At 67.0% G+C, this 22,917-nt stretch carries 21 protein-coding genes; 14 read left to right on the plus strand and 7 right to left on the minus strand.

Annotation, left to right across the window (positions count from 1 at the left end; genetic code table 11):
* Window positions 1-13: 13 nt before the first annotated feature.
* The 4 genes from ACGFNJ_RS27585 to ACGFNJ_RS27600 all read right to left on the minus strand — a co-directional run bounded on the left by ACGFNJ_RS27585 (window position 14) and on the right by ACGFNJ_RS27600 (window position 5,613).
* Window positions 14-1,819: an AMP-dependent synthetase/ligase gene (locus ACGFNJ_RS27585; RefSeq protein ID WP_393454042.1), complete on the minus strand. Its 1,806-nt coding sequence runs from the start codon at window positions 1,817-1,819 to the stop codon at window positions 14-16.
* Window positions 1,820-1,983: 164 nt separating this feature from the next.
* Window positions 1,984-3,606 carry a hypothetical protein gene (locus ACGFNJ_RS27590; RefSeq protein WP_393454045.1) on the minus strand — a complete coding sequence of 541 codons (1,623 nt, stop codon included), beginning with the start codon at window positions 3,604-3,606 and terminating at the stop codon, window positions 1,984-1,986.
* Between the two features lie 169 nt (window positions 3,607-3,775).
* Window positions 3,776-4,717 carry a DUF4873 domain-containing protein gene (locus tag ACGFNJ_RS27595; RefSeq protein WP_393454048.1) on the minus strand — a complete coding sequence of 314 codons (942 nt, stop codon included), beginning with the start codon at window positions 4,715-4,717 and terminating at the stop codon, window positions 3,776-3,778.
* On the minus strand, window positions 4,714-5,613 hold the full coding sequence (locus ACGFNJ_RS27600; RefSeq protein WP_393454051.1) for a diiron oxygenase: 900 nt from the start codon (window positions 5,611-5,613) through the stop codon (window positions 4,714-4,716). Before ACGFNJ_RS27600 ends, ACGFNJ_RS27595 begins: the two co-directional genes overlap by 4 nt.
* A 100-nt stretch (window positions 5,614-5,713) precedes the next feature.
* Between ACGFNJ_RS27600 and ACGFNJ_RS27605 the strand changes: the two genes are divergently transcribed.
* Window positions 5,714-6,424, plus strand: a complete 711-nt coding sequence (locus ACGFNJ_RS27605) for a TetR/AcrR family transcriptional regulator (protein ID WP_393454054.1) — start codon at window positions 5,714-5,716, stop codon at window positions 6,422-6,424.
* A 15-nt stretch (window positions 6,425-6,439) separates the two neighbouring features.
* Here the strand turns inward: ACGFNJ_RS27605 and ACGFNJ_RS27610 are convergent, their stop codons facing one another.
* Window positions 6,440-6,994 (minus strand): NUDIX hydrolase, encoded by a 555-nt coding sequence (locus ACGFNJ_RS27610; protein ID WP_393454057.1) that lies wholly within the window; start codon window positions 6,992-6,994, stop codon window positions 6,440-6,442.
* 64 nt (window positions 6,995-7,058) lie between these two features.
* On the opposite strand from ACGFNJ_RS27610, the gene ACGFNJ_RS27615 reads away from it, so the two are divergent.
* On the plus strand, window positions 7,059-7,838 hold the full coding sequence (locus tag ACGFNJ_RS27615; protein WP_393454060.1) for a DUF6882 domain-containing protein: 780 nt from the start codon (window positions 7,059-7,061) through the stop codon (window positions 7,836-7,838).
* A gap of 3 nt (window positions 7,839-7,841) precedes the next feature.
* Here the strand turns inward: ACGFNJ_RS27615 and ACGFNJ_RS27620 are convergent, their stop codons facing one another.
* Window positions 7,842-9,080, minus strand: a complete 1,239-nt coding sequence (locus ACGFNJ_RS27620; RefSeq protein WP_393454063.1) for a DUF418 domain-containing protein — start codon at window positions 9,078-9,080, stop codon at window positions 7,842-7,844.
* Between the two features lie 156 nt (window positions 9,081-9,236).
* On the opposite strand from ACGFNJ_RS27620, the gene dop reads away from it, so the two are divergent.
* The 6 genes from dop (at window position 9,237) to ACGFNJ_RS27650 (ending at window position 14,712) form a co-directional block, all read left to right on the plus strand.
* A complete protein-coding gene (gene dop, locus ACGFNJ_RS27625; RefSeq protein ID WP_393454066.1) occupies window positions 9,237-10,736 on the plus strand; it encodes a depupylase/deamidase Dop in 1,500 nt (499 codons plus the stop codon).
* A gap of 162 nt (window positions 10,737-10,898) precedes the next feature.
* Window positions 10,899-11,093, plus strand: a complete 195-nt coding sequence (locus tag ACGFNJ_RS27630; protein WP_014986166.1) for a ubiquitin-like protein Pup — start codon at window positions 10,899-10,901, stop codon at window positions 11,091-11,093.
* Complete coding sequence (gene prcB / locus ACGFNJ_RS27635; RefSeq protein ID WP_393454069.1) at window positions 11,090-11,950, plus strand: proteasome subunit beta; 861 nt, start codon at window positions 11,090-11,092, stop codon at window positions 11,948-11,950. Before ACGFNJ_RS27630 ends, prcB begins: the two co-directional genes overlap by 4 nt.
* Window positions 11,947-12,714: a proteasome subunit alpha gene (prcA, locus tag ACGFNJ_RS27640; protein WP_393454072.1), complete on the plus strand. Its 768-nt coding sequence runs from the start codon at window positions 11,947-11,949 to the stop codon at window positions 12,712-12,714. The genes prcB and prcA overlap by 4 nt, the downstream gene beginning before the upstream one ends.
* 199 nt (window positions 12,715-12,913) lie before the next feature.
* Window positions 12,914-14,272 carry a Pup--protein ligase gene (gene pafA / locus ACGFNJ_RS27645; RefSeq protein ID WP_218023307.1) on the plus strand — a complete coding sequence of 453 codons (1,359 nt, stop codon included), beginning with the start codon at window positions 12,914-12,916 and terminating at the stop codon, window positions 14,270-14,272.
* A 62-nt stretch (window positions 14,273-14,334) separates the two neighbouring features.
* Entirely contained in the window at window positions 14,335-14,712 is a 378-nt protein-coding gene (locus tag ACGFNJ_RS27650; protein WP_393454076.1) for a nuclear transport factor 2 family protein, read from the plus strand.
* 3 nt (window positions 14,713-14,715) lie between these two features.
* On the opposite strand, the gene ACGFNJ_RS27655 is transcribed toward ACGFNJ_RS27650, so the two are convergent.
* Window positions 14,716-15,009 (minus strand): MTH1187 family thiamine-binding protein, encoded by a 294-nt coding sequence (locus ACGFNJ_RS27655; protein WP_393454079.1) that lies wholly within the window; start codon window positions 15,007-15,009, stop codon window positions 14,716-14,718.
* Between the two features lie 112 nt (window positions 15,010-15,121).
* On the opposite strand from ACGFNJ_RS27655, the gene ACGFNJ_RS27660 reads away from it, so the two are divergent.
* The 6 genes from ACGFNJ_RS27660 to ACGFNJ_RS27685 all read left to right on the plus strand — a co-directional run bounded on the left by ACGFNJ_RS27660 (window position 15,122) and on the right by ACGFNJ_RS27685 (window position 22,318).
* A complete protein-coding gene (locus tag ACGFNJ_RS27660) occupies window positions 15,122-16,117 on the plus strand; it encodes a helix-turn-helix transcriptional regulator (protein ID WP_393454082.1) in 996 nt (331 codons plus the stop codon).
* On the plus strand, window positions 16,114-17,088 hold the full coding sequence (locus tag ACGFNJ_RS27665; protein ID WP_393454085.1) for a helix-turn-helix transcriptional regulator: 975 nt from the start codon (window positions 16,114-16,116) through the stop codon (window positions 17,086-17,088). Before ACGFNJ_RS27660 ends, ACGFNJ_RS27665 begins: the two co-directional genes overlap by 4 nt.
* 31 nt (window positions 17,089-17,119) lie before the next feature.
* The gene (locus ACGFNJ_RS27670) at window positions 17,120-18,145 is read left to right on the plus strand and encodes a 2-dehydropantoate 2-reductase (protein ID WP_393454088.1); all 1,026 of its coding nucleotides are present in this window, start codon (window positions 17,120-17,122) and stop codon (window positions 18,143-18,145) included.
* 111 nt (window positions 18,146-18,256) lie between these two features.
* Window positions 18,257-18,529, plus strand: a complete 273-nt coding sequence (tatA, locus tag ACGFNJ_RS27675; RefSeq protein WP_393454091.1) for a Sec-independent protein translocase subunit TatA — start codon at window positions 18,257-18,259, stop codon at window positions 18,527-18,529.
* Window positions 18,530-18,659: 130 nt separating this feature from the next.
* Window positions 18,660-19,613: a twin-arginine translocase subunit TatC gene (tatC, locus tag ACGFNJ_RS27680; protein ID WP_393454094.1), complete on the plus strand. Its 954-nt coding sequence runs from the start codon at window positions 18,660-18,662 to the stop codon at window positions 19,611-19,613.
* 2 nt (window positions 19,614-19,615) lie between these two features.
* The gene (locus ACGFNJ_RS27685; protein WP_393454097.1) at window positions 19,616-22,318 is read left to right on the plus strand and encodes a DEAD/DEAH box helicase; all 2,703 of its coding nucleotides are present in this window, start codon (window positions 19,616-19,618) and stop codon (window positions 22,316-22,318) included.
* The last annotated feature ends 599 nt before the right edge of the window (window positions 22,319-22,917 follow it).

Raw genomic sequence — 22,917 nt, forward strand, 5'->3', positions numbered from 1 at the left:
CTTCTTCCCGGACTTATGTCGAGTACAGAGCTTCGATGGTATCCGTGTAATGGCTGGCTATGGGCTTGCGCTTGAGTTTGCCGGTGGCGGTCAGGTAGTCGCTGCCGTTCTCCCAGACTTCGGGAAGCACGATGTACTTCTTGATCTGTTCGACTCTGGACAGCTTGTTGTTCGCGGCCGCGACGCCCTCTTCGATCGCGGCCAGGATCACCGGGTCCTTGGACAACTCGGCGACTGTGGCGCCCGCCAGGTTGTGCCGCGTGGCGAACGCGGCGGCCAGGTCGGGGTCGAGCACGATCAGCGCCGTGTTGTAGGAGCGCTGCTCGCCGATCGCGACCACTGCGCCGATCAGGGAGCAGTTGTCGGTGATCGTATTCTCGATGTTGGCGGGCGACATGTTCTTGCCCGCCGCGTTGATGATGAGCTCCTTCTTCCTGTCGATGATCGACAGGTAGCCGTCCTCATCAATGGTGCCGATATCGCCGGTGTGCAGCCACCCGTCGCTATCGATCGCCTCCGCGGTCTTGGCCGCATCGCCACGATAACCGCGCATCACCATCTTGCCCCGGATCAGCACCTCGCCGTCGTCGGCCAGGCTGACCTCGGCGCCGGGCAGTGGGGTGCCGACGGTACCGATCTTGATCCGCTCGGGTCCGTTGAGGGTGGCGCCCGCGGTGCACTCGCTCATGCCGTAGCCCTCACACAGCGGCAGCCCGAGCCCGATGAAGAACTCGTGCACCTCCGGCGGGATGGCGATCGAGCCGGTGACCGCGACCCGGACCTTGTCCAAGCCGAGCCGCTCCAGGATGGACGCGAGCACCAGGCGCACGGCCAACCGATGCTGGAGCTTGTCGAACGCGCCGAGGGCGACACCGTCGGAGTCGGCTCGCGCCTTCTTGCGCCCGACACCGATCGCCCAGTGGATCAGGCGGCGCTTGATCGGGCTCTCGGCGGCGAACCGTTCCTCCAGTGCGCCTTTGACTTTCACCCACACCCGGGGCACACCGAGGAACACGCTCGGGTGCACCTCGGCCAAAGCCGCTGCGACCTGCTTGAAGTCGGGGACGGTGGTGATCTGGCAGCCCTCGAGCATGGTCAGGTAGTGCGCGAACCAGCGGTTGGCGGCGTGCGCGTCGGGGAGGTAGGAGATCACCCGGTCCTCGGGGCCGCCGCCGCCGAATTGTTCGAGGACGCGGGCGTTTTCGATGAAGTTGGTGTGGGTGAGCTCGACACCCTTCGGCGGGCCGGTGGTGCCGGAGGTGTAGACGATGGTGAGCAGGTCCTCGGGCTTGACGGCCTGCCAGGTGGCGTCGAAATCGAAATCCTCCGACGCGCCCTGTTCGACATCGGACAGCGCGATCGTGCCCTCGGGTGCTTCGTCCACGCAGATCACGTGCTCGACGTGGAAGCCGTTCGCGGCCGCCTTGTCCACCGCCTCCAAGACGCGTGGCACGAACTGCTTCTCGCAGATCACCACCTTGTTCCCCGCGTTGCCGAACTGATAAACGAGCAGTTCGACCGGGTTGGTGTTGTAGACCGAGAACGGTGTCGCGCCTGCGTGCAGCACGGCGGTGTCGCAGAGGTGGAATTCGGGGCGGTTGGTCAGCATCAGCGCCACCGTGTCGCCGGAACCGACGCCGAGCGCGGCGAGGCCGGTGGCGATGGCACGCACCCGGTCGCCGTACTGGCGCCAGGTGATCGAGATGTCCCCGCCGAGCGTGCGCAGGGCGACCGCGTCGGGGTATTTCGCGACATTTGACTGGAACGCCGCACATAACGTCTCCGGGCGGGCGGGCGCCGGGACTGTCGATGAAACCAAGACCTGAACCTCTGCTTGTGAAGGGCTGAGGTCACACGGGCCCCGGTGGGGACGCGGATGACCTCATCGTCACCTTTAAGCACAACGCATGAGTCGGTGTGCGCGCTAGCGGCAAACGCGCAGAGTGTGTCGCGCGACATTGTGCATTTGACCAAAGTCGCCTCTCAGTTGCAGGCCGGCCACGAACCCGGGGTGTCGAGTGGTAGCGGGGGTGCGGCCATGGTGGTCGCGGTCACCGGGGTGAAGCAGTTCTGGCCTGTGCTGCCGAGGCGTCCGCCGCCGAAATCGAGGACCGAATCGGGCCCGAGTGCGCCACCGGACCGACCGAGGGTGATGGGGCCAGCGAAGCGGGAGCGTTCGATCTTGCCGGTCAGCCCGGCCAGGTCGCCGACGGTGCGGACATGCAGGTCGGCGACGGCGGTCTCGGCGATGGAGGTATCCGCGATGTCCACCTTCATGGTGTGTTTGGCGGGCGCTGGGCCGTCGGGCGAATAGGCGTAGACGCCGATGCCGTCGGCGCTGCAGCGGTTCAGCCTGGCATTGCGCAGGGTGAGCGCCGTGGTGTTGTCGCGGCCGAAGCTGGCCGAGAACAGGCAGGTGCCGAGGTTGCCGGGGACCATCGGGTTCAGTGCTGCTGCAGGGAAGCTGGAGCCCGAGGCGGTCAATCCGTCGATGGTCATCACGTGGCGCGCGCCCTCGGCGCTGAGGTTCAGGTTCTCCACGATGTCGCCGGGCACATCGAGGAACTCGCTGTTGGTGAGCGTGACCTCGCTGTCCGGCGTGCCGTTGCTGGTGACGAATTCGATGCCGTTGGCGGAGAAGTGGCCGCCGCCGTGTCGATAGCTGTTGCGATCGATGGTGATTCGCATGCGGGACTGCTCGGCGGCGTTGATGAAGAGGCCCTCGCTGTCGGCGGCGGCATTGAGGTGGTCGTTGTCCGGCAGCGCGATGTTGCGCTGGATGTTGCCGCGCACGGTGGCGGTGAGCGCGGAGGTTCCGGTGCTCTGCATGCCCATGGCGAGCACCGAGAGCTTGGCGAGGCCCTGGTTGATGTTCTCGGTCAGGTTGTCGGCGAGGGTGGCCGTCACCCGGGCCGTTCCGGTGGTGCGGACGTCGATGCCGTCGCCGCAGGGGGTGTCGCGCACCGTGTTTCGCTCGATGGTCAGTGCGCCTGCACCGAGATCGGAGTCGATCATGATGGCGGCCCAGCCGTTGTTCAGCCCGACCAGATTCGGCGCCACCGGGAGCGACATGCCGAACGGAACGCCGAGCATCGGCGGGAAGGGCTGCACGATGAAGCCGTCGTGGCAGGCGCGGTTGGTCGCGGTGACGGTGTTGCCCGAGATCACCGTCGTGCCGACGTTGTGGCCGTAGATGCCGCCGCGCTGTGCGCTGGTGACGGTGAGGTCGCGGACCTCGGTGTCCGGCGCGAGGCGCACGGCATCGCCGTCGTTGGCGGAGGTGGTATTCGCAATGGCCGCAACGCTTCCCGATGCCGTACGGCCGACCAGGCGCTGGCCCTGTTTGAGGGCGATGCCGCCGTCCAGGGGCGGCGTGCCGAGCGGTGCGGGGAGCACCACGATCGTGTCGCCTGCGCCCGAGGCCTGCTGGACTGCCTGCAGGGTGTTGAAAGGAGCTGTCTCCGTGCCGTTTCCGCCCGCCGGTGCCGCTGCGGTCACGTACCAGGTCTGCCCGGGGCCTGCGGCGGCGTGCGTCGGAGCGGTGGCGACGATGAGCGCGCAGCACAGCACGCTCACCGCGGTACACCGCGGCGGAGACAATCTCATGAGGGCCTTCCGGATCGTGCGGTGCCGTGCACCTGCGTGTGATCCAGCCCACCCCATCGGCCGACCATGCGGTATCGGCAGAATGCCGAACGAAGTGGCGAATGTTTGTGCCGATGCCCGGATCTGGCGGTGCGAATCGCGGAATCGCGTTCGCCCCGCCGCGATTCGCTCAGTGCGCGGGCACCGACTCCAGCGGGAACGGCGGCGCGCCGATGCCGACGATGCGGACATTGCCCCAGGGGTCACGCTCCTGGAGTCGGCCCGCCGTCGGGTGGTGGCCCGGCAAGGTGAGCAGCACTTCGGCGCGGCCGGGATCGGGTAGCGCGGCGCCGTCGTCCGTGCTGATTCGGCCGTACCAGTGATAGCGGCCGTCGATCGGATCGGCGTGCCCGCTCAGCGTGACGGTGACCGGCAACAGCGAGCCGGGGGCGTCGAGCATCGCTGGGCCCGAATACTCGTGGGCCGGTTCGCGATCCGCGGCGACGGTGAGGTCGTAGTGGCCTGGGTCCGGCTTGCGCATCGCGCGGCGGTAGGAGATGCGCGCGCCTGGCAGGCGCAGGCGGCGGTGGAACTCGTGCTGCACGGCCGCGCGGACCTCGATCCTGGTGCTCGAGGTCCGGCGCAAGAGCTCGACGCACTGGCGGATGTAGCGAGCCTGCGCCTTGACCAGGAAGGCGATCGAGTGGTGTTCGCCGCCGGAGTCCGGGCCGAGCATCGAGAACATGTTGGGGAAGCCGTGCGTGGCGACGCCGAGGAACCCTGCGGTGTCCTTCCGCCATTCGTGCTGCAGCGTAAGGCTGTTGGTGGCGAGCATGACCACCCGCGGTCGCCAGCGCTTACCGTCGGCGAGCCCGACATTCCAGCGATCGTCCGCGTCGTCGAAGTCCAGCGTGACCACCTCGGCCCGCAGCCGCAGGTGCTCGCGTAGCCGGTGTTTGTCGATGGTGCGGCGCGGATCGTCTGCGGCGTCGGCCTTCTCGACGACGACGAAGTCGTGGATGCCTGCCGCGCGCAGCTCGACGGCCAGCTCGAGACCCGCGAAATCGGCACCGACAATGACGATTTCGGGCGGGCCGACGGCGATGGTCGTCCGCTCGTTGCGTCGGCTCATGCCAGCAGTCCGCGCTTGCGCCAGATCCACTCGCCGACCGGCCCGATCAGGCCCTGCTTCTGCAGGAACACACCGAGATTCGCGGCGCCGGAGCCGAGTACCCGCTTCGCCTCCGGATTGTTCACGGCGATGCGCCTGGCCTCGCGGCCGTCCAGACCGGCACGGGTGTACATGTGCCGATTGGTGAGCAGATAGACGAACAGCGGTGCGGCGATCGCGACACACAGCCTGGTGTATGCCAATTCGGCCCGCGACATGGTCGGCACCATGCGGGCGAGCGCGTCCCTGGCGAAGCCGATGTGGCGCGCCTCCTCGGTGACGTGGATGCGCATCGCGCGCGACACCAAGGGCTGCAGTTCGGGATCGTCGAGGGTGCGGCGCTGCACCGCGTCGAAGATCTCCTCGCCGACCAGCGCGCCGACCCAGGTCATGGCGCCGCGCAGGAACAGCGGCAGCACGCCGATAGCCAGCCTGCCCGCCGGGCGTGGCCAGTACGGGCGCGCCTCGATGCGGTCGATCAGCTTGCCGAACATCATCATGTGCCTGCACTCGTCGCCCATTTCGATGAGCGTGTAGTGCGAGTGCCTGGTGGTGGGGTCGTCGGCGAGCAGTTCGCGCAGCAGCAGCCGATTGAGCAGGTTCTCGAACCAGATGCCGACCGAGAGCACGTTCGCCAGTTCCTGGCGGGAGAGTTCGCGGCGCTGCTGCGGGGTCATCGACTCCCACAGCGCCGTGCCGTACAGCGAAACCACCTCCGCGGGGAGGAAGAGTTTGACCGGGTCCAGTGGTGCGTCCCAGTCCATGTCGACCACGGGGTCGTAGGACTTCTTCACCGACCCGGTCAACAGGCGCTGCGCGAACGATTCTTCGGGGATCAGTGCGGCCTCGTTGCCCATGACTGCTCTCCAACTCCGTCGTTTAACCGATACAAGGCGTCACACTCAGATTAGTGAGACAATATGTAGCAGTCAACCGTCCTGCGGGTATCGTGATTCTGTGACACCGACCAGCGGAAACCCCGAGCATCCCGTCGCCGACGGTCGCGCCACCCGCTGGCATGGGCACAAGGCCCGCCGCCGGGCCGACGTGATCGACGCGGCCATCACCGCCATCGAGGAACACGGCGACGACGTGTCCGTCCAGCAGATCGCCGACCGCCTGAACCTGCCGAGGCCGGTCGTCTACCGCCACTTCGACGGGCGCACCGACCTGGACGAGCAGATCCGTCGCCAGATCCTGGACTCGTTGCTCGCGCAGATCATGCCGACGCTGCACCCCGACGGCACCGTGGCGGACGCGGTGCGCGGGGCCGTCGGCACCTACGTCCGCTGGGTGGAACGGCACCCGAACCTGCACCGCTTCATCAGCGGTCCGGTGCCGCAGGGCGATTCCTCGCTCGCAGGCGCCCGCGACCAGATCGGCAGCAGGCTTGCCGACCTGTTCGCGATCTGGTTGTCCCGCTTCGGTATCGACCAGGGCCGGGCCCGTCCGATGGCGTTCGGGATCATCGGATTCGTCGACGGCGTCGTCAACAGCTGGCGCGCCGACTCCGCGAGCGTCCTCGCCTCGGACCAGGTCGAGGGCATTCTCACCGAATCGGTGCTCGCCCTCTTCGAAGGCAACGCCCGCAGCCTCGGCGTGCCGCTCGAGCGCGACGCGGTCGTCGGAGATCTGCTCGCACGTCCGGAAGCCTTGCGCGCCGAATAATTCAGACCGAGTCTTTCATTCGCCCGGTCGACCTGCGTTGTCCGCCGGACGATGCAGTTCGACTGCGAGAGCGATCAACTCGGCCATATGATCTCCGTCGGTGCGGGCGAGGCGGATGGCCTCGCTCAGGGGATGTGCGCGAACCTCGACAATGTGTTCCGCGTCGTCGGGGTTCGTAGGGGCGGAATCGAGCACGACATCGACGGCACACCAGAGCCAGGCCTTGTGCGGGTGCGGTTGCCAATCGCGAAAGGGGGCAGCGAGATTGCTGGTGGCGTAGTGCGCGCCGAGCCAGCGGACCGGACCGGTGGGCCGAGCGCCCGCTTCCTCGCGCAGTTCCCGGCGCAGGCATTCATCGATGGATTCACCCTTTTCGCGGGTCCCGCCGGGCAGCATCCAGACGTCGCGGTCGTCGCGACACAGCACGACAGCGTCGCCGGCGAAGCAGACGGCGTGGATGTTGGTGACCAACTCGTCGGGTGGCGGATCGGTGGAGAACTGGACGTCCATATCGCCCCAGTCCCAGTGGGTGGGGGTGTGCAGCAACGGATATCGGTCGACGAACGTCACCACATGAAACTAGTGGCACCGGACGATACATACGAGGGGGAGCGCATTGACTACGCTGTTGCCGGTGTCCGAACCTGTGCCCTTGACGCGGCTGCTCGACGACGCGAGTTTGCTGTCGCTCGAGCACCGGCTACATGTCGAGGAATTGCTCGGCGCGCACCGGTGGCAGGCCGACATGGAGGCGCCTCGGCTCGAATTCATCGGCGCCGACCGCACTTTCGTCTGCACCGACTTTCACCTCGTCGGCACCAGCGACGGCGACACCTGGTTGTGGGCATGGGCGAATCCGTGGGGCTTCGCGCCGCCGCTGATCGCGGTCGCGAAAATGGTGCGCGAGTTCGGCGTCCGCTATGGCGTCGCCGAATTGACCGCCGCGGAAATGCCGATCGCGCTCGGCAAGGCCGCGCCCGAGCCGCATCAGGTTGCCACGCTGCTCGCCGACGCCGCGAAAGTGATTTCCGGACACTGGAGTTCCTACTGCGGAGTCACCGACGACACCTGCGTGGCGTTCCTGGTCGAGCACCCCGAGTTCGAGTTGCCCGCGCCGACCGCGGCCGGCCTCGCGCGGGTACTCGCCCACGGCGTCAACGCTTTACCGTTGACCGACTATCGGCGCGCGGTGCAGAGCTATCTGAGCAGGCGCGGCCTGGTCACCGAGTTCCTGGAGAACTACCGGTTGCTCGAATTCACCGGCGCAGGCATGACGGGGACGGTCGAGTTCGACGTCGCCGGTCACGTCGCCAACCTGGAGGTCGGGGTGAGCACCGACGACTTCGAGCTCCTGACCGAGCAGGAGTCCGTCCACCCCGTCGACTGCCGTCCCGAATCAGCCAATTCGCACTGACCATCAGGCTTTTCCGCCGGTAAGCAGCTCGAAGCTGCGGTTCCACAGCAGCTCGACCGGTCCGCGATCGAAGCGGCGCAACCAGAGGTGCGCGCCCGCAATGATGATCAGCGACACCAGCAGGTAGATGCCGACGGTGAACGGGACCTTGGCGTCGGGGGAGACGCGCGCGGCCAGGCCGAGACCCCAGCCGTAGCAGCAGAACGACGCCACCAGGTTCTGCAGGATGTAGCAGCTCAACGCAGAGCGTCCGACCTCGGTGAGCCGACGCCCGACGAAGCCGACATGTGTTCGGCGCAAGTAGAACTCGGCGACCAGCGCGAGAATGCCGAGTGCGACGAACGGGGCGGTGCCGTAGCGGGTGAAGACGAAGAACTGGCCGTTGCCCGCGACCCCCGCGATCAGGTCGATCGGCAAGGCGATGCCGAAACCGATGAGCAGCAACCGCTTCCGGGTCCGCGCGCCCTCCGGCTGGAAGATTCCTCCCCGGTACAGGCGGGCACCGAGCAGGAACAACGCGATCGACATGGGGAACACGAAGATCGTTTCGATGCGGAAATGCGCCGCGTTCTGCAGGCGGAATATCACGAGGTCCCAGAAAGACCCGTCCGCGTACACCGTGGTGTGCTGCGGCCCTGTGCTCTTCGTGGACGCGCTGTCCGGGTCCGACGCCATGGCAACCGCCATGAGAGTGAGCATCGCGACATGAATGCTCGCCTGGACGATCAGCCAACGACGTTGCGCCCGTTCGCTTGTCACGAGAATGAAGGCGACGACCAGACCGGTGAGCGCGTACCCCATCAGCACGTCGAACTCCGCGACGAACACGAAGTTCAGCACGCCGTCCAAGAACAACAGCCCGGCGCGGATCGGATACTTGCCGGGCCAGCGTCGCCCAGCACGCTGCGCCGACGCCTGCTGAATGGCGAGCCCGATGCCGAACATGATGGTGAGCAGCCCGAGGAACTTGCCCTGTGCCAGCTGCTGCAGCACCCGCTCGGCCCATATCCAGCCGGTCGCGGGCTCGATCAGTTCGTCGAGGTAGCCGACGAGGCCCTCGCGGTCGGTCATGATCCAGACATTGGTGCCGAGGGTGCCGAGAATCGCGATACCGCGCAGCACGTCGAGCGCGACCACCCGGCCGCGGCTCGACCCAGTGGTTTTCGTGGTTTTCGGCAGCGGCGCGGCAGCCGGATGCCGCGCCGTGGTTTCGGCCTGCGGATCGGCTAGAGATTCGGACATGGGTCGACTATCACCGGTGACGGCGGCCGGGCAGGTCCTCCGGAAGTACCACCGGTGGTATGAATTCGAAAGCCCAAAGGTATGAATGCCACCCCGCGCCGCGCGCGGCGCAGGCTGCCGACGGACACCGTCCGAGGTGCCCGATAGGCTCGACCCATGCAGCGCATCATCGGAATCGAGGTCGAGTACGGCATTTCGACCCCAACCGAGCCGTCGGCCAACCCGATCCTCACCTCAACGCAGGCCGTGCTCGCCTATGCCGCGGCAGAGGGTGTGCCGCGGGCGAAACGCACTCGCTGGGACTACGAAGTGGAGTCGCCGCTGCGCGACGCGCGCGGCTTCGATCTGAGCCGGATGAACGGGCCTGCGCCGGTGATCGACGCCGACGAGGTCGGCGTGGCGAACATGATCCTGACCAACGGCGCCCGTCTCTACGTCGACCACGCGCACCCCGAGTACTCCGCACCGGAGGTCACCGACCCGCTGGACGCGGTCATCTGGGACAAGGCGGGCGAGCGGGTGATGGAGGCCGCTGCGCGGCACGCGTCGAGCGTGCCAGGCGCCCCGCGGCTGCAGCTGTACAAGAACAACGTCGACGGCAAGGGCGCCTCCTACGGCACCCACGAGAACTACCTGATGAGCCGCGACACCCCGTTCAACCAGATCATCCTCGGCCTGACGCCGTTCTTCGTCTCGCGTCAGGTGATCACCGGGTCCGGCCGGGTCGGCATCGGCCAGTCCGGCGACCACGCGGGCTTCCAGCTGTCCCAGCGTGCCGACTACATCGAGGTCGAGGTCGGCCTGGAGACCACGCTCAAGCGCGGCATCATCAACACTCGCGACGAGCCGCACGCCGACGCGGACAAGTACCGCAGGCTGCACGTCATCATCGGCGACGCCAACCTGGCCGAGATGTCCACCTATCTCAAGGTCGGCACGACCGCGCTGGTGCTCGACCTGATCGAGGCAGGCGAGGATCTGTCCGATCTGCAGCTGGCCCGCCCGGTCACCGCCGTGCACACGATCAGTCACGACCCGACCCTGCGCGCCACCGTCGCGCTCACCGACGGCCGCGAGCTCACCGGGCTTGCCCTGCAGCGGGTTTACCTCGATCGGGTGATCAAGTTCGTCGATCGGACCGGCAACGACGACAAGCGGGTCCAGGACATCATCGAGAACTGGGCGATGGTGCTCGATCTGCTCGAGCGCGACCCGATGGAATGCGCGAGCCTGCTCGACTGGCCTGCCAAGCTGCGCCTGCTCGAGGGCATGCGCCAGCGCGAGGGTCTCGGCTGGGCGGCGCCGAAGCTGCACCTGATGGATCTGCAGTACTCCGACGTGCGGCTGGACAAGGGTCTCTACAACCGCCTGGTGGCCCGTGGCTCGATGAAACGGCTGGTCACCGAGCAGCAGGTGCTCGACGCGATGACCAACCCGCCCACCGACACCAGGGCCTATTTCCGTGGCGAATGCCTGCGCCGGTTCGGCGCCGATATCGCGGCGGCGAGCTGGGATTCGGTGATCTTCGACCTCGGCGGCGACTCCCTGGTGCGCATCCCGACGCTCGAGCCGAGGCGCGGCACAAAGGCGCATGTCGGCAAGCTGCTCGACGGTGTGACCACCGCCGCCGATCTTGTGGAACAGCTCACAACTTGATCAACTGCCCGGTACCGACTCGATTCCATATCCGTACGGAATACGACATGGTGTCGGGGAGGCTGGGTAGTGTTGAAGGACGGGCACGGACATTGCTCATGATCGGAGCCGTGCTCGAAAATTGAGCTCCGGTCATGATGAGGACAGAGGAGGTCGGCTGCCATGGCACAAGAGCAGACCAAGCGCGCCGGGGGCGGCGACGAGGATGAGGGCCCGGACGGTGTAGACGCCGCCGGTCAGGAGCGCCGCGAGAAGCTTGCGGAGGAAACCGACGACCTGCTCGACGAGATCGATGATGTGCTCGAGGAGAACGCCGAAGACTTCGTCCGTGCGTATGTTCAGAAAGGCGGCCAGTGACAGTAGGTGACCCCTCGCGTCTCCACCTGGGGTACGCCCTCTCGTCCTTCTCCGAATACCTCCGTATGCACGCACCGGACATGTTGCCTGGCAACAAGTTCGGGACGATCGACGGCGCAGGGCTCGGTGCGACGTCCGCGAAGGACATCGCACCGCACGGCACCACGATCGTCGCGGTGAGCTACCGCGGCGGTGTGCTCATCGCGGGTGACCGGCGGGCCACACAGGGAAACCTGTTGGCCAGCAGGGACATCGAGAAGGTCTACATCACCGACAGCTTCTCCGCGGCCGGCATCGCAGGCACCGCGGGCATGGCCGTCGAGATGGTGCGGATCTTCGCGGTGGAGCTGGAGCATTACGAGAAGCTCGAGGGCGTGCCCCTGACCTTCGACGGCAAGGCCAACAAGCTGTCGAAGATGGTGCGCGAGAACTTGCCCGCGGCCCTGCAGGGCCTGGCGGTGGTGCCGATGCTGGTCGGTTTCGACCCGAACGCCACCGATCAGGACAAAGTGGGCCGCATCGTGTCGTTCGATGTGGTGGGTGGACGCAGCGAGGAGCGGTTTGGTTACGCCGCGGTGGGATCGGGTTCGGTCTTCGCCAAGTCCGCGCTGAAGAAGTTGTATGCCAAGGGAATTGATCAGGAGCGCGCGTTGCGCATCGCCGTCGAGTCGCTGGTCGACGCGGCCGACGACGACACCGCCACCGGTGGTCCCGATCTGCTGCGCGGGATCTACCCGACGGCGATCACCATCGACGCCGAAGGCGCGGTCGAGGTGACCGACGACCGGCTGGAGGCGATCGCCCGCGGGATCGTGGCAGACCGCCAGGCGGCTGAGGAAGGGAGTGCCAGCGCATGACACTGCCGTATTACGCGTCGGCCGAGCAGATCATGCGCGACAAGACCGAGCTCGCCCGCAAGGGCATCGCTCGGGGTCGCAGCGTCGTGGTGCTGGTGTACGACAAGGGTGTGCTGTTCGTCGCGGAGAACCCGTCCGCGACGCTGCACAAGGTGAGTGAGCTCTACGACCGGGTCGGTTTCGCCGCGGTCGGCAAGTACAACGAGTTCGAGAATCTGCGCCGCAGCGGCATCCTGCAGGCCGATATTCGCGGCTATCAGTACGACCGCCGCGACGTGACCGGTCGGGCCTTGGCCAACGCCTATGCCCAGGTGCTCGGCTCGATCTTCACCGATCAGCTCAAGCCCTACGAGGTGGAGATCTGTGTGGCGGAGGTGGGCTACCCGGAGCAGACGCCGACGTCGGTGCTGTACCGGATCACCTTCGACGGCTCGATCGTCGATGAGCGGGAATACGTGGTGATGGGCGGCACGACCGAGCCGATCCTCACCGCGTTGAAGGCCTCCTACAAGCCCGGTCTCGATCTCGCAGGCGCACTGCGGGTCGCGGTGCAGGCGCTGCAGGCAGGCGTTCCCGAGGGTGCGGAGAAGGAAAAGCGGGTGCTCGGCGTCAGTTCGCTCGAGGTCGCCGCGCTGGAGCAGGCGCGGCCACGGCGGGCGTTCCGCCGGGTCACCAATTCCGCGCTGGAACAGCTGCTCAACCCGGCCAAGAAGGGCAAGGCCAAGGCGGAGGAACCCGCCGCGGAGACTCCGGAAGCGGAGTAGCCAACCGACAGCAAAGTATCGGGCCCGGGTAGGGGCGTTGCGCATCGTGCGGACGCTCGAACCCGGGCCCGAACTGCGCCTGCGACGAGGCGATTCATCCCTCATGTCCGGTATGCCGGACCGAATCGTTGTGAAGACGTATGCGTTCGTGTTGTCAGCAGCCCACGCAAGCGCATGACATGGCTGTAATGTCGATAGTGTGCAGCGACGAATCATGGGGATCGAGACCGAGTTCGGTGTGACATGCACCTTCCACGGTCACCGTCGGCTGTCCCCCGACGAGGTAGCCCGGTACCTTTTTCGCCGGGTGGTGTCCTGGGGCCGTAGCTCAAACGTGTTCCTCCGCAATGGTGCTCGGCTCTACCTCGATGTCGGGTCACACCCGGAGTACGCGACTGCCGAATGCGACAGCCTGCACCAACTGGTGACCCACGACCGAGCGGGCGAGCGGGTCCTCGAAGAGTTGCTGATCGACGCCGAGCAGCGCCTTGCCGAAGAAGGCATCGGCGGCGACATCTACCTGTTCAAGAACAACACCGACTCCGCGGGCAACTCCTACGGCTGCCACGAGAACTTCCTCGTCGTGCGCGCAGGGGAGTTCTCCAGGATCTCCGACGTGCTGCTGCCGTTCCTGGTCACTCGCCAGTTGATCTGCGGCGCGGGCAAGATCCTGCAGACGCCGAAGGCGGCCACGTTCTGCCTGTCGCAGCGGGCCGAGCACATCTGGGAGGGTGTCTCGTCCGCGACCACGCGCTCGCGGCCGATCATCAACACCCGCGACGAGCCGCACGCGGACGCGGAGAAATACCGCCGCCTGCATGTCATCGTCGGCGACTCGAACATGTCCGAGACCACCACCATGCTCAAGGTCGGCACCGCCGCCCTGGTGCTGGAGATGATCGAGGCCGGTGTCTCGTTCCGTGACTTCGCGCTGGACAACCCGATTCGGGCCATCCGCGAGGTCAGCCACGATCTGACCGGTCGCAGGCCGGTCCGGCTGGCGGGCGGACGGCAGGCCAGCGCGCTCGACATCCAGCGTGAGTACTACGCACGCGCGGTCGAGCACCTGCGTAACCGGGACCGGGATCCGCAGATCGATCAGGTCGTCGACCTGTGGGGCCGCACCCTCGACGCGGTCGAGGCGCAGGACTTCGCCAAGGTCGACACCGAGATCGACTGGGTGATCAAGCGCAAGCTGTTCCAGCGCTACCAGGATCGCTACGGCATGGAGCTGTCCGACCCGAAGATCGCCCAGCTCGACCTGGCCTACCACGACATCAAGCGCGGCCGCGGCGTCTTCGACCTGCTGCAACGCAAGGGCCTGGCCAAGCGGATCACCGAGGACGAGGCCGTCGACGCCGCCGTCGACACCCCACCCCAAACCACCCGCGCCAAACTCCGCGGCGACTTCATCACCGCCGCCCAGGAAGCAGGCCGCGACTTCACCGTCGACTGGGTCCACCTGAAGCTGAACGACCAAGCCCAACGCACCGTCCTCTGCAAGGACCCGTTCCGCTCGGTCGACGAACGAGTAGACCGCCTCATCGCCTCGATGTAGAACCTGCCGCTCGTTCGCTCTGCATGGGTGTCAGGTGGCCGGTTCGTGCCTACCGTGGAGTTATGGCTGAGACGGAACTCCTGAACGAGCTGCTCGATGTTGAGCGTAGGGGATGGGACTCGCTGTGCGACGGCACAGCGGCCGATTTCTACGGGTCTTTGATGACCGGGGATGCGGTGATGGTGCTTGCCAATGGGATGGTGCTTGATCGGGCCGGAGTGGTTGCCGCGCTCAAGGATTCGCCGCCGTGGCGGACCTATGAGATTCTCGAGCCGTCTGTGATCGATGCCGGTGTGGACAGCAAGGTGCTTGTCTACACCGGCGTCGCCTATCGCGAAGGGGCGGAGCCTGCGTTTCGGGGGATCATGTCGAGTGTCTATGTGCAGGCGGGTGGCGAGTGGAAGCTGGTGTGCTATCAGCAGACACAGGTTTCCGAGTAGGGCTCATTCGGCGAGATAGCGCTCCACGCTCTCGATCTTCGAGGTCATGGCGTCGGTGACGCCGGGGCGGATGTCGGCTTTGAGGACCAGGCTGCAGCGCGGTGCTACGGCGAGGATCGCGTCGGTGGCCTGTTTGACGACGGCCATGACCTCATCCCATTCGCCCTCGAGGGTGGTGAACATGGCGTCGGTGCGATTCGGCAGCCCGCTGGCGCGCACCACCCGGACGGCTTCGGCGACCGCGCGTCCGACATCGACGCCGGTGCCGAGCGGGGACACGGAGAAAGCGATGATCATGGTGCCAATTCTGCCGTGACGGGCCTGCGTGACAGGGTGCGCACGCACATATGGTCGAGTGAAACGCGCGCCGACGCGCACGGGGGGTGCGCGGCCGATTACCCTCTATCGGGTGGCGATATCCAAGGTCGAGCGGCTGATGAATCTGGTCATCGCGCTGCTGTCGACCCGGCAGTTCCTGACCGCGGAGCGGATCCGGGACAGCGTCGCGGGGTACGAGGAGTCCGCCAGCGACGAGGCATTCAGCCGGATGTTCGAGCGAGACAAGAACGAGCTGCGCGACCTGGGCATTCCCCTGGAGATCGGGCCGGTGAGCCGGTACTCGACGGTCGAGGGTTATCGGATCAACCGGGACGCCTACGAGCTGCCCGAGATTGATTTGAGTGACGAGGAGGCGGCCGCCGTCGCGGTCGCGGTGCAGATGTGGGAGTCGCCGGAGCTGGCCGCGGCCGCGGAGGGTGCGCTGCTCAAGTTGCGCGCGGCGGGCATTCACGTGGAAACCGATGCCGCTGTCGCGTCGGTCCCCGCGGTGCCTGCGCGCACCCGTGGCTCCGAGCCGGTGCTCGGCAAGCTGCTCGCCGCGATCGACGCGGGGCAGGCGGTGCGGTTCGAGCATCGCGGCGCGATCAACGCCCCTTATCTGATGCGTGATGTGGAGCCGTGGGGTGTGGTGACCCATCACGGCCGCTGGTATCTGGTCGGGCACGATCGGGATCGCGACGCGGTGCGCAGCTTCCGGCTGTCCAGGATCGGCGACGACGTCACCCCGTACGGACCCGAGAACGCGGTGAGCAAACCGGACGGTGTCGACGTGCGCGCGATCGTCGATCGGGTCACCAGCTCGGCGCCGGTCAGCGGCACCGCCACCGTGTGGGTGGCCGAGGGCCGCGGGCGTGAGCTGCGCCGGATCGGCCAGGTCACCGGCGAGCGCACCATCGGTGGCCGCGCCGGTTCGATCATCGAGCTGCCGGTCCGTTCCCGCGACTGGGTGGCGCGGCTGATCACCGGGCTCGGCCCCGACGCGGTCGTGCTCGCCCCGGACGAACTGCGCACCGATGTGGTCGCCCGGTTACGCTCGGTGTTCGACCGCACGGAGGTCACCGCGTGAATTCTCGTCTTTCGGTTCGGCTTTCGCGGCTGCTCAACATGATTCCGTACTTCATCGCGCATCCGGGTATCAGCGCTGTCGAGGCTGCCGCCGATCTCGGCGTCACCTCCAAGCAGTTGATGAGCGATTTGAATCAGCTCTGGATGTGCGGCCTGCCCGGCTATGGGCCAGGCGATCTGATCGACCTGTCGTTCTCCGAGGAGAGCATCGAGGTCACCTTCTCCGCAGGCATCGACCGTCCGCTGCGGCTGACCTCCACCGAGGCGACCGCGCTGCTGGTTGCGCTGCGGTCGATCGTCGACATGCCAGGCATGGTCGATCCGACTGCGGCGCACGCGGCGATCGCCAAGATCGAATCGGCCATCGCCGGTGGGTCGGTGCCCGAATCGAACGGTGCGCGGACGCCGCCGGTCGAGGCGCCCGCCGTCGCCACGGTTCGCTCGGCGCTGGCCAGGCAGCGTGCGTTACGGCTGGTCTACTACTCGGCGAGCCGCGACGTCGTCTCGGAGCGGGTGGTCGATCCGATTCGAATTGTCTTGGTGGACAACAACAGTTACCTACAGGCGTGGTGCAGGCAGGCCGAGGGTGTTCGCCTGTTCCGGTTCGACCGGATCGAGGGCGCGACCGAGCTCGACGAACCGGCAAGGGCGCCGAGCCATGCCAGGGAGGAGTCCGCCGCGCTCGACCTGTTCCAGGACGATCCTGCGGTTCCCTTGGCCCGCTTGCGAATTCGCGCCGACTACGCTTGGGTACTCGATCAGTACCCAATGCATCGGCTCGCGGTGCACCCGGACGGCAGCCTGGAGGCGACGATGCGGTTCGCCACCATGGACTGGATGGCGCGACTGCTGCTCGGCTTCGGCTCCGGCGTCACCGTGCTCGGTCCGCCCGAGCTGGTCGCCGCGGTGCGCGAGCGTTCCAACGCCGCGCTCGCCGCGTACGCCGAAGCCGGATTCGAGGAGGCTCGATGATCATTCGCCGACGGCCGCAAGCAGGCCGGACGTGACCAGCCGCGTGCTGGTGGTCGGTGCGGGCAGCATCGGCCTCTTCGTCGGCGGCAAGCTCGGCGTGGCAGGCGCGCACGTCACCTTCGTCGGCAGGCGCCGAATGCTGGACGAGGTCACCGAGTTCGGACTGCGGCTCACCGACCTCGACGGCGGCGACGACGCGCTGCCGAGCGCGCGCTGCCACGTGGCCACCGAGCCGGACGACGTCGGCTCGGCCGACCTGGTGCTGGTCACGGTGAAATCGGCGGCCACCGCCGACGCCGTGCGCGAGCTGACCGGCAAGATCCGGCCAGGCACCGTAGTGCTGAGTTTGCAGAACGGCATCGGCAACGACACGGTGATCCGGGAGATCCTGCCGCACTGTGTGGTGCTGGCGGGCATGGTCATGTTCAACGTGGTGCATCACGAAGGCGGCCGATTCCATCGCGGCACCGAGGGTGGGCTCGCGGTGCAGGATGATCCGGGGCTCGCGCCGTTCCTCGGGGTTTTCGAGCAGGCCGGCCTCGCGCTGCGCCGCCACGCCGACCTGCGGCCCGTGCAGTGGGCCAAGCTGCTGCTGAACCTGAACAATCCCATCAACGCGCTGTCGGGGCGGCCGCTGCGCGAGGAACTCGGCGACCGGAACTATCGTCGCTGCCTGGCGCTGGCCCAGCGGGAAGCGCTCGCGGTGATGCAGCGGGCCCGCATCACGCCCGCTCGATTGACGCCGTTACCGCCCAAACTGGTCACGATGCTGCTGCCCGTGCCCGACGGTGTGTTCCGGCGGGTGTTCGGGCGGGTGCTCGCCGTCGACCCGATGGCGCGCTCCTCGATGGCCGATGATCTCGCGCTCGGCCGGAAGACCGAAATCTCTTGGCTCTGCGGCGAAATCGTGGGTCTCGGCGCGATGGTCGGCATGCCGACGCCGGTGAATCAGCGGCTCATCGAACTGATCGTCGCGGCCGAACAGGGTGACCGGCGCACCTGGACCGGCGCGGAACTGCTCGACGAGCTGCGGGCCGCCGACGCGGCCCAGCATTGAGACAGCGCCATCGGTTCGGCAAACACCGGGCCAACAGCGCGGACGGTGGCGTTGACGCATGTCACCCTCCGGTAGCATCAGAACCATCACCAGTCTTGGGAGGTAACAATCATGGGCAGTCTGAGCATCTGGCACTGGCTGATCATTGCGGTCGTTTTCGTGATGTTCTTCGGTGCCAAGCGGATGCCCGACGCGGCCCGCAGCTTGGGCCGGTCGTTGCGCATCTTCAAGAGCGAGGTCAGCCAGATGCAGAGCGAGGGCAAGGACGCCGACGCGCCTGCTCCCGCCCAGCAGCCCGCGCAGCCGCAGCAGCAGTTGCCGCCTGCGCAGCAGGTGACCCCCTCGGTCGCCCCGCAGCCCCAGGCCGAGCCGAAGTCGCTCTGAGTCGTTCGATCGAGTAAGCGGAGCGGGGCCGCTGACGGGCCCGCTCATGGCGGAGTGCGGAAACTCACTCCGGGCATAGTGCTGTTGCCGCGCTGAGCGAGGCACTCCGACCCAGGGGCAATCACCGACAATGCGAATCCCGTTCGATCCCCGGCGCAGCAAGCGCAGGACCAACCCTGACGGCACCATGTCGTTGGTCGAGCATCTCCAAGAGCTGCGCTACCGGCTGCTCGTGTCGATCGCCGCGGTCATCGTCACCACGGTGCTGGGATTCATCTGGTACGAGTACGGCTTCCTCGGCGTCTCCAGCCTCGGCGACATTCTCCGCGGGCCCTACTGTTCGCTGCCCGCGTCGTCGCGCGCGTCGATCAGCCCTGACGGGGCGTGCCGATTGCTGGCCACCGCGCCATTCGAACAGTTCACGTTGCGCTTGAAGGTCGGCATGACCGCGGGCATCGTGCTCGCCGCGCCGGTGTGGCTGTACCAGGTGTGGGCGTTCATCACGCCGGGCCTGTACGCGAAGGAACGCAAGTACGCGGTCGGCTTCGTGTCCTCGGGCACCGTCCTGTTCGTGACCGGTGCCGCGCTCGCCTACATCGTTGTCGCGCATGCGTTGAGCTTCCTGCTCTCGATCGGCAGCAACGTGCAGATCACCGCGCTGAGCGGTTCGCAGTACTTCGGCTTCATCATCCAACTGCTCGTCATCTTCGGCGTCAGCTTCGAAACTCCGCTGCTGATCATCGGTTTGAACCTCATCGGGGTGCTCACGTATGCGCGACTGAAGGCGTGGCGGCGCGGAATCACCTTCGGGCTCTTCGTTTTCGCGGCCATCATCACCCCGCAGGATCCGTTCTCCATGCTCGCGCTCGCGCTGGCGCTGACGGTGCTGTTCGAGGTCGCGATCCAGTTCTCCCGGATCAACGACATTCGCAAGGCCCGTAAGGAAGCCGAGGATCTTGCCGCACTCTCCGACGAGGAAGCGTCCTCGATCAGCGGCCCGGATCCGATCGCGCCCACCGAAACGATCATGACACCCCGAGAGAAAACTACGGGCTCGACGTCGGACTACTCCGATACCCTCTGACGGTGACACATCACCGGTCGCACACGGGCGAACTAGCGAAGTTTTCCGCCGAGCTGAAGTTCAGCTTGGATCCCTTCCAGCGCACCGCCTGTGCGGCACTCGAAGAAGGGCACGGCGTCCTCGTCTGTGCGCCCACCGGGGCAGGCAAGACCGTCGTCGGCGAATTCGCGGTCCATCTCGCGCTCGCCGCCGGCGGCAAATGCTTCTACACGACACCGATCAAGGCGCTGTCCAACCAGAAGTTCGCCGATCTCACCGAGCGGTACGGCCGCGAGAGCGTCGGGCTGCTCACCGGCGACCAGTCGATCAACCCGGACGCGCCGGTGGTCGTGATGACCACCGAGGTGCTGCGCAACATGCTGTACGCGTCCTCGGACGCGCTGCGCGGGTTGTCGTTCGTGGTGATGGACGAGGTGCACTACCTCGCCGACCGGTTCCGCGGCGCGGTGTGGGAGGAAGTGATCCTGCATCTGCCACCCGACGTGCGGCTCGTCAGCCTGTCCGCGACAGTCAGCAACGCCGAGGAGTTCGGCGCGTGGATGGAGACCGTGCGCGGCGACACCTCGGTGGTGGTCGATGAGACCAGGCCGGTGCCGCTGTGGCAGCACGTGATGGTTGGTCGGCGGATGTTCGACCTGTTCGACACCGAATCCACCGATCAGAAGGTGCTCGTCGACGGTGACCTGGTGCGGTTCATCAAGCAGCGCGAGTTGGCGGATCGGGCGAACAGCTGGAATGGTCCGCGTAATGGACGTGGTGGGCCGCGCCGGGACTTCCGCCCGTTGCCGCGGCCCGAGGTGCTGGCCAAGCTGGACGAAGAGGGGTTGCTGCCCGCGATCACGTTCATCTTCAGCCGGGCAGGCTGCGATGGGGCGTTGGCGCAGTGCTTACGGTCTCGGCTGGATCTGAGTCGCGACGGTGAGCGCGACGAGGTCGACGCGATCATCGAGAAGCACACCGGCGACCTGCCCAAGGCGGATCTCGAGGTGCTCGGGTACTGGGAGTGGCGCGAGTCGCTGCACCGCGGGCTGGCCGCGCATCACGCAGGCATGCTGCCCGCGTTCCGGCACACGGTCGAGGAACTGTTCGTGAAAGGCCTGGTGCGTGCCGTATTCGCTACGGAGACACTGGCTCTCGGCATCAACATGCCTGCGCGCACGGTGGTGCTCGAGCGGCTGGTCAAGTTCAACGGCGAATCGCACGCTGAGCTCACGCCTGGCGAGTACACGCAGCTGACCGGTCGTGCCGGGCGGCGCGGCATCGACGTCGAAGGTCACGCGGTGGTGCTGTGGCAGCCCGAGGTCGACACCAGTGCGGTCGCCGGCCTCGCGTCTACGCGGACCTATCCGCTGCGCAGCTCGTTCCGGCCCGGCTACAACATGTCGATCAACCTGATCGACCGGATGGGCGCCGCCGAATCGCGGGCACTCCTGGAGCGTTCGTTCGCGCAGTTCCAGGCCGATCGCTCGGTCGTTGGGCTGGTGCGCGGTATCGAACGCAACGAGGCGGCGCTGCGCAAGCTGCGCGATCAGCTCGGTGGCGCGGATGGTGGGTTCCTGGAATACATTTCGCTGCGCGAGCGGATCAAGCAGCGGGAACGGCAGCTCGAACAGCAGGGGCGGTCCGATCGGCGCGGTGCGGCGGTCAACGCGTTGACGGCGTTGCGGCGCGGTGACGTGGTGGCGATTCCGTCCGGGCGGCGGGCCGGGCTCGCGGTGATCCTCGAACCCGATGCGACGCCGGGAGACCCGCGGCCGTTGGTGCTCACCATCGACAAGTGGGCCGGACGGGTGTCGGTGGCCGACTTCCCGGTGCCCGCCGAACCGTTGGGGCATATGCGGCTGCCGCGGCGAGTCGATCACCGCACCGCGCAGGCGCGCCGCGATCTGGCTTCCGCGTTGCGCAGCACCGGAATTTCGGCGCCGGGCAGGCCGCGGCGCGGCAAGCGTTCCTCGGCGGCCGACGATCGGGAACTGGCCACGCTGCGGCGCAGTTTGCGGTCGCATCCGGTGCACACCCGCGCGGATCGGGAGCAGATGGCGCGCGTCGGCGAGCGATACAACCGACTGCTGCGGGAAACCGAGTCGATGCGCCAGCAGGTTGCCGCGACCACCAACTCGCTGGCGCGGACCTTCGATCGGATCCTCGGATTGCTGGAGGAACGCGGGTTCGTGCAGGACGCCGAGGTCACCGCGGACGGGCGCAGGCTCGCCCGGATCTACTCGGAAAGCGATCTGCTCGTTGCCGAATGCCTGCGGCAAGGACTGTGGCGTGGGCTCGGGCCCGCCGAGTTGGCCGGCGTCGTTTCGGTGCTCGTGTTCGAATCTCGCCAGGACGGTGGGTATCTCGGCCCGACCGGCCCGACCGAGCCGATCCGGCGGGCCATCGGTGCGACCATCAAGGTGTGGTCCGAGCTGCGGTCCGACGAAGCGCGGCACAAGCTTCCGCCAACCAGGGAACCCGACCTCGGGTTCGTCACCGGCGTGCACAAATGGGCGCGCGGCGACGGGTTGGCCGAGTCGTTGCTCGCCAGCGGCGACCAGGCCGCACCGCTGTCGGCAGGCGATTTCGTGCGCTGGTGCAGGCAGGTGATCGATCTGCTCGATCAGATTCACGGCAGCGCCGACGATCCAGAGGTCGCCGCGACGGCGGCAAAGGCCGTCCGCGCGATCCGGCGAGGTGTGGTCGCGATCGACGCGGCGTAGGGGTTGGTTCCTGGTGGGGGCGGATCTGCCGCGCGTCGGCTGGTGGCGGGTGTGGCTCTGTGGAGCATCGACTCGTGGTGGAGGGGGCCTGCGGCAGGTCGACTGCGCGGCGAAGGTCGTTCTGCGGCAAGTCTGCTCATGGTGGAGGCGGTGCGTGATGTGGCGGGGGTGCAGTCACGTTCGACGCGGCGTAGGTCTCTGCAGGCCCGGCGGGTCTGCCACACCTCGGTTCGTGGCGGGGGTGGTTCTCCGGTAGGTCTGCTCGTGGCGGGTGGTGCGTGATGTGGCGGGGTGGTGCGTGAGGCGGCGGGTGCGGTTGTGCTCGAGGTGGGCGGAGGTCCGGCGCGTGCCCGCACGGGGTGTTGGCGGTTTGGGCGGGAGCTTTGAAACGCGAATGCCGGCGACGAATTCGGCGAGTGAGGGCGTGCGTACGCAGATCGGCTGATGCGGGGTGGAGTCTGTCTCTAGACTGCGCATGGCCGACGTGAAGGCGGAGGTACGCGTGGTCAAGTCCCGGGGCGTGGTGTAACTGAGTGGTCACCGCATGATCCGAAGTATGGTCAGGCGGTGAGTTCTGCTGGTGCTGGGTCCTCCTGTTC

The sequence above is a fragment of the Nocardia sp. NPDC049149 genome (genome assembly GCF_043197455.1).
Lineage (GTDB): Bacteria > Actinomycetota > Actinomycetes > Mycobacteriales > Mycobacteriaceae > Nocardia.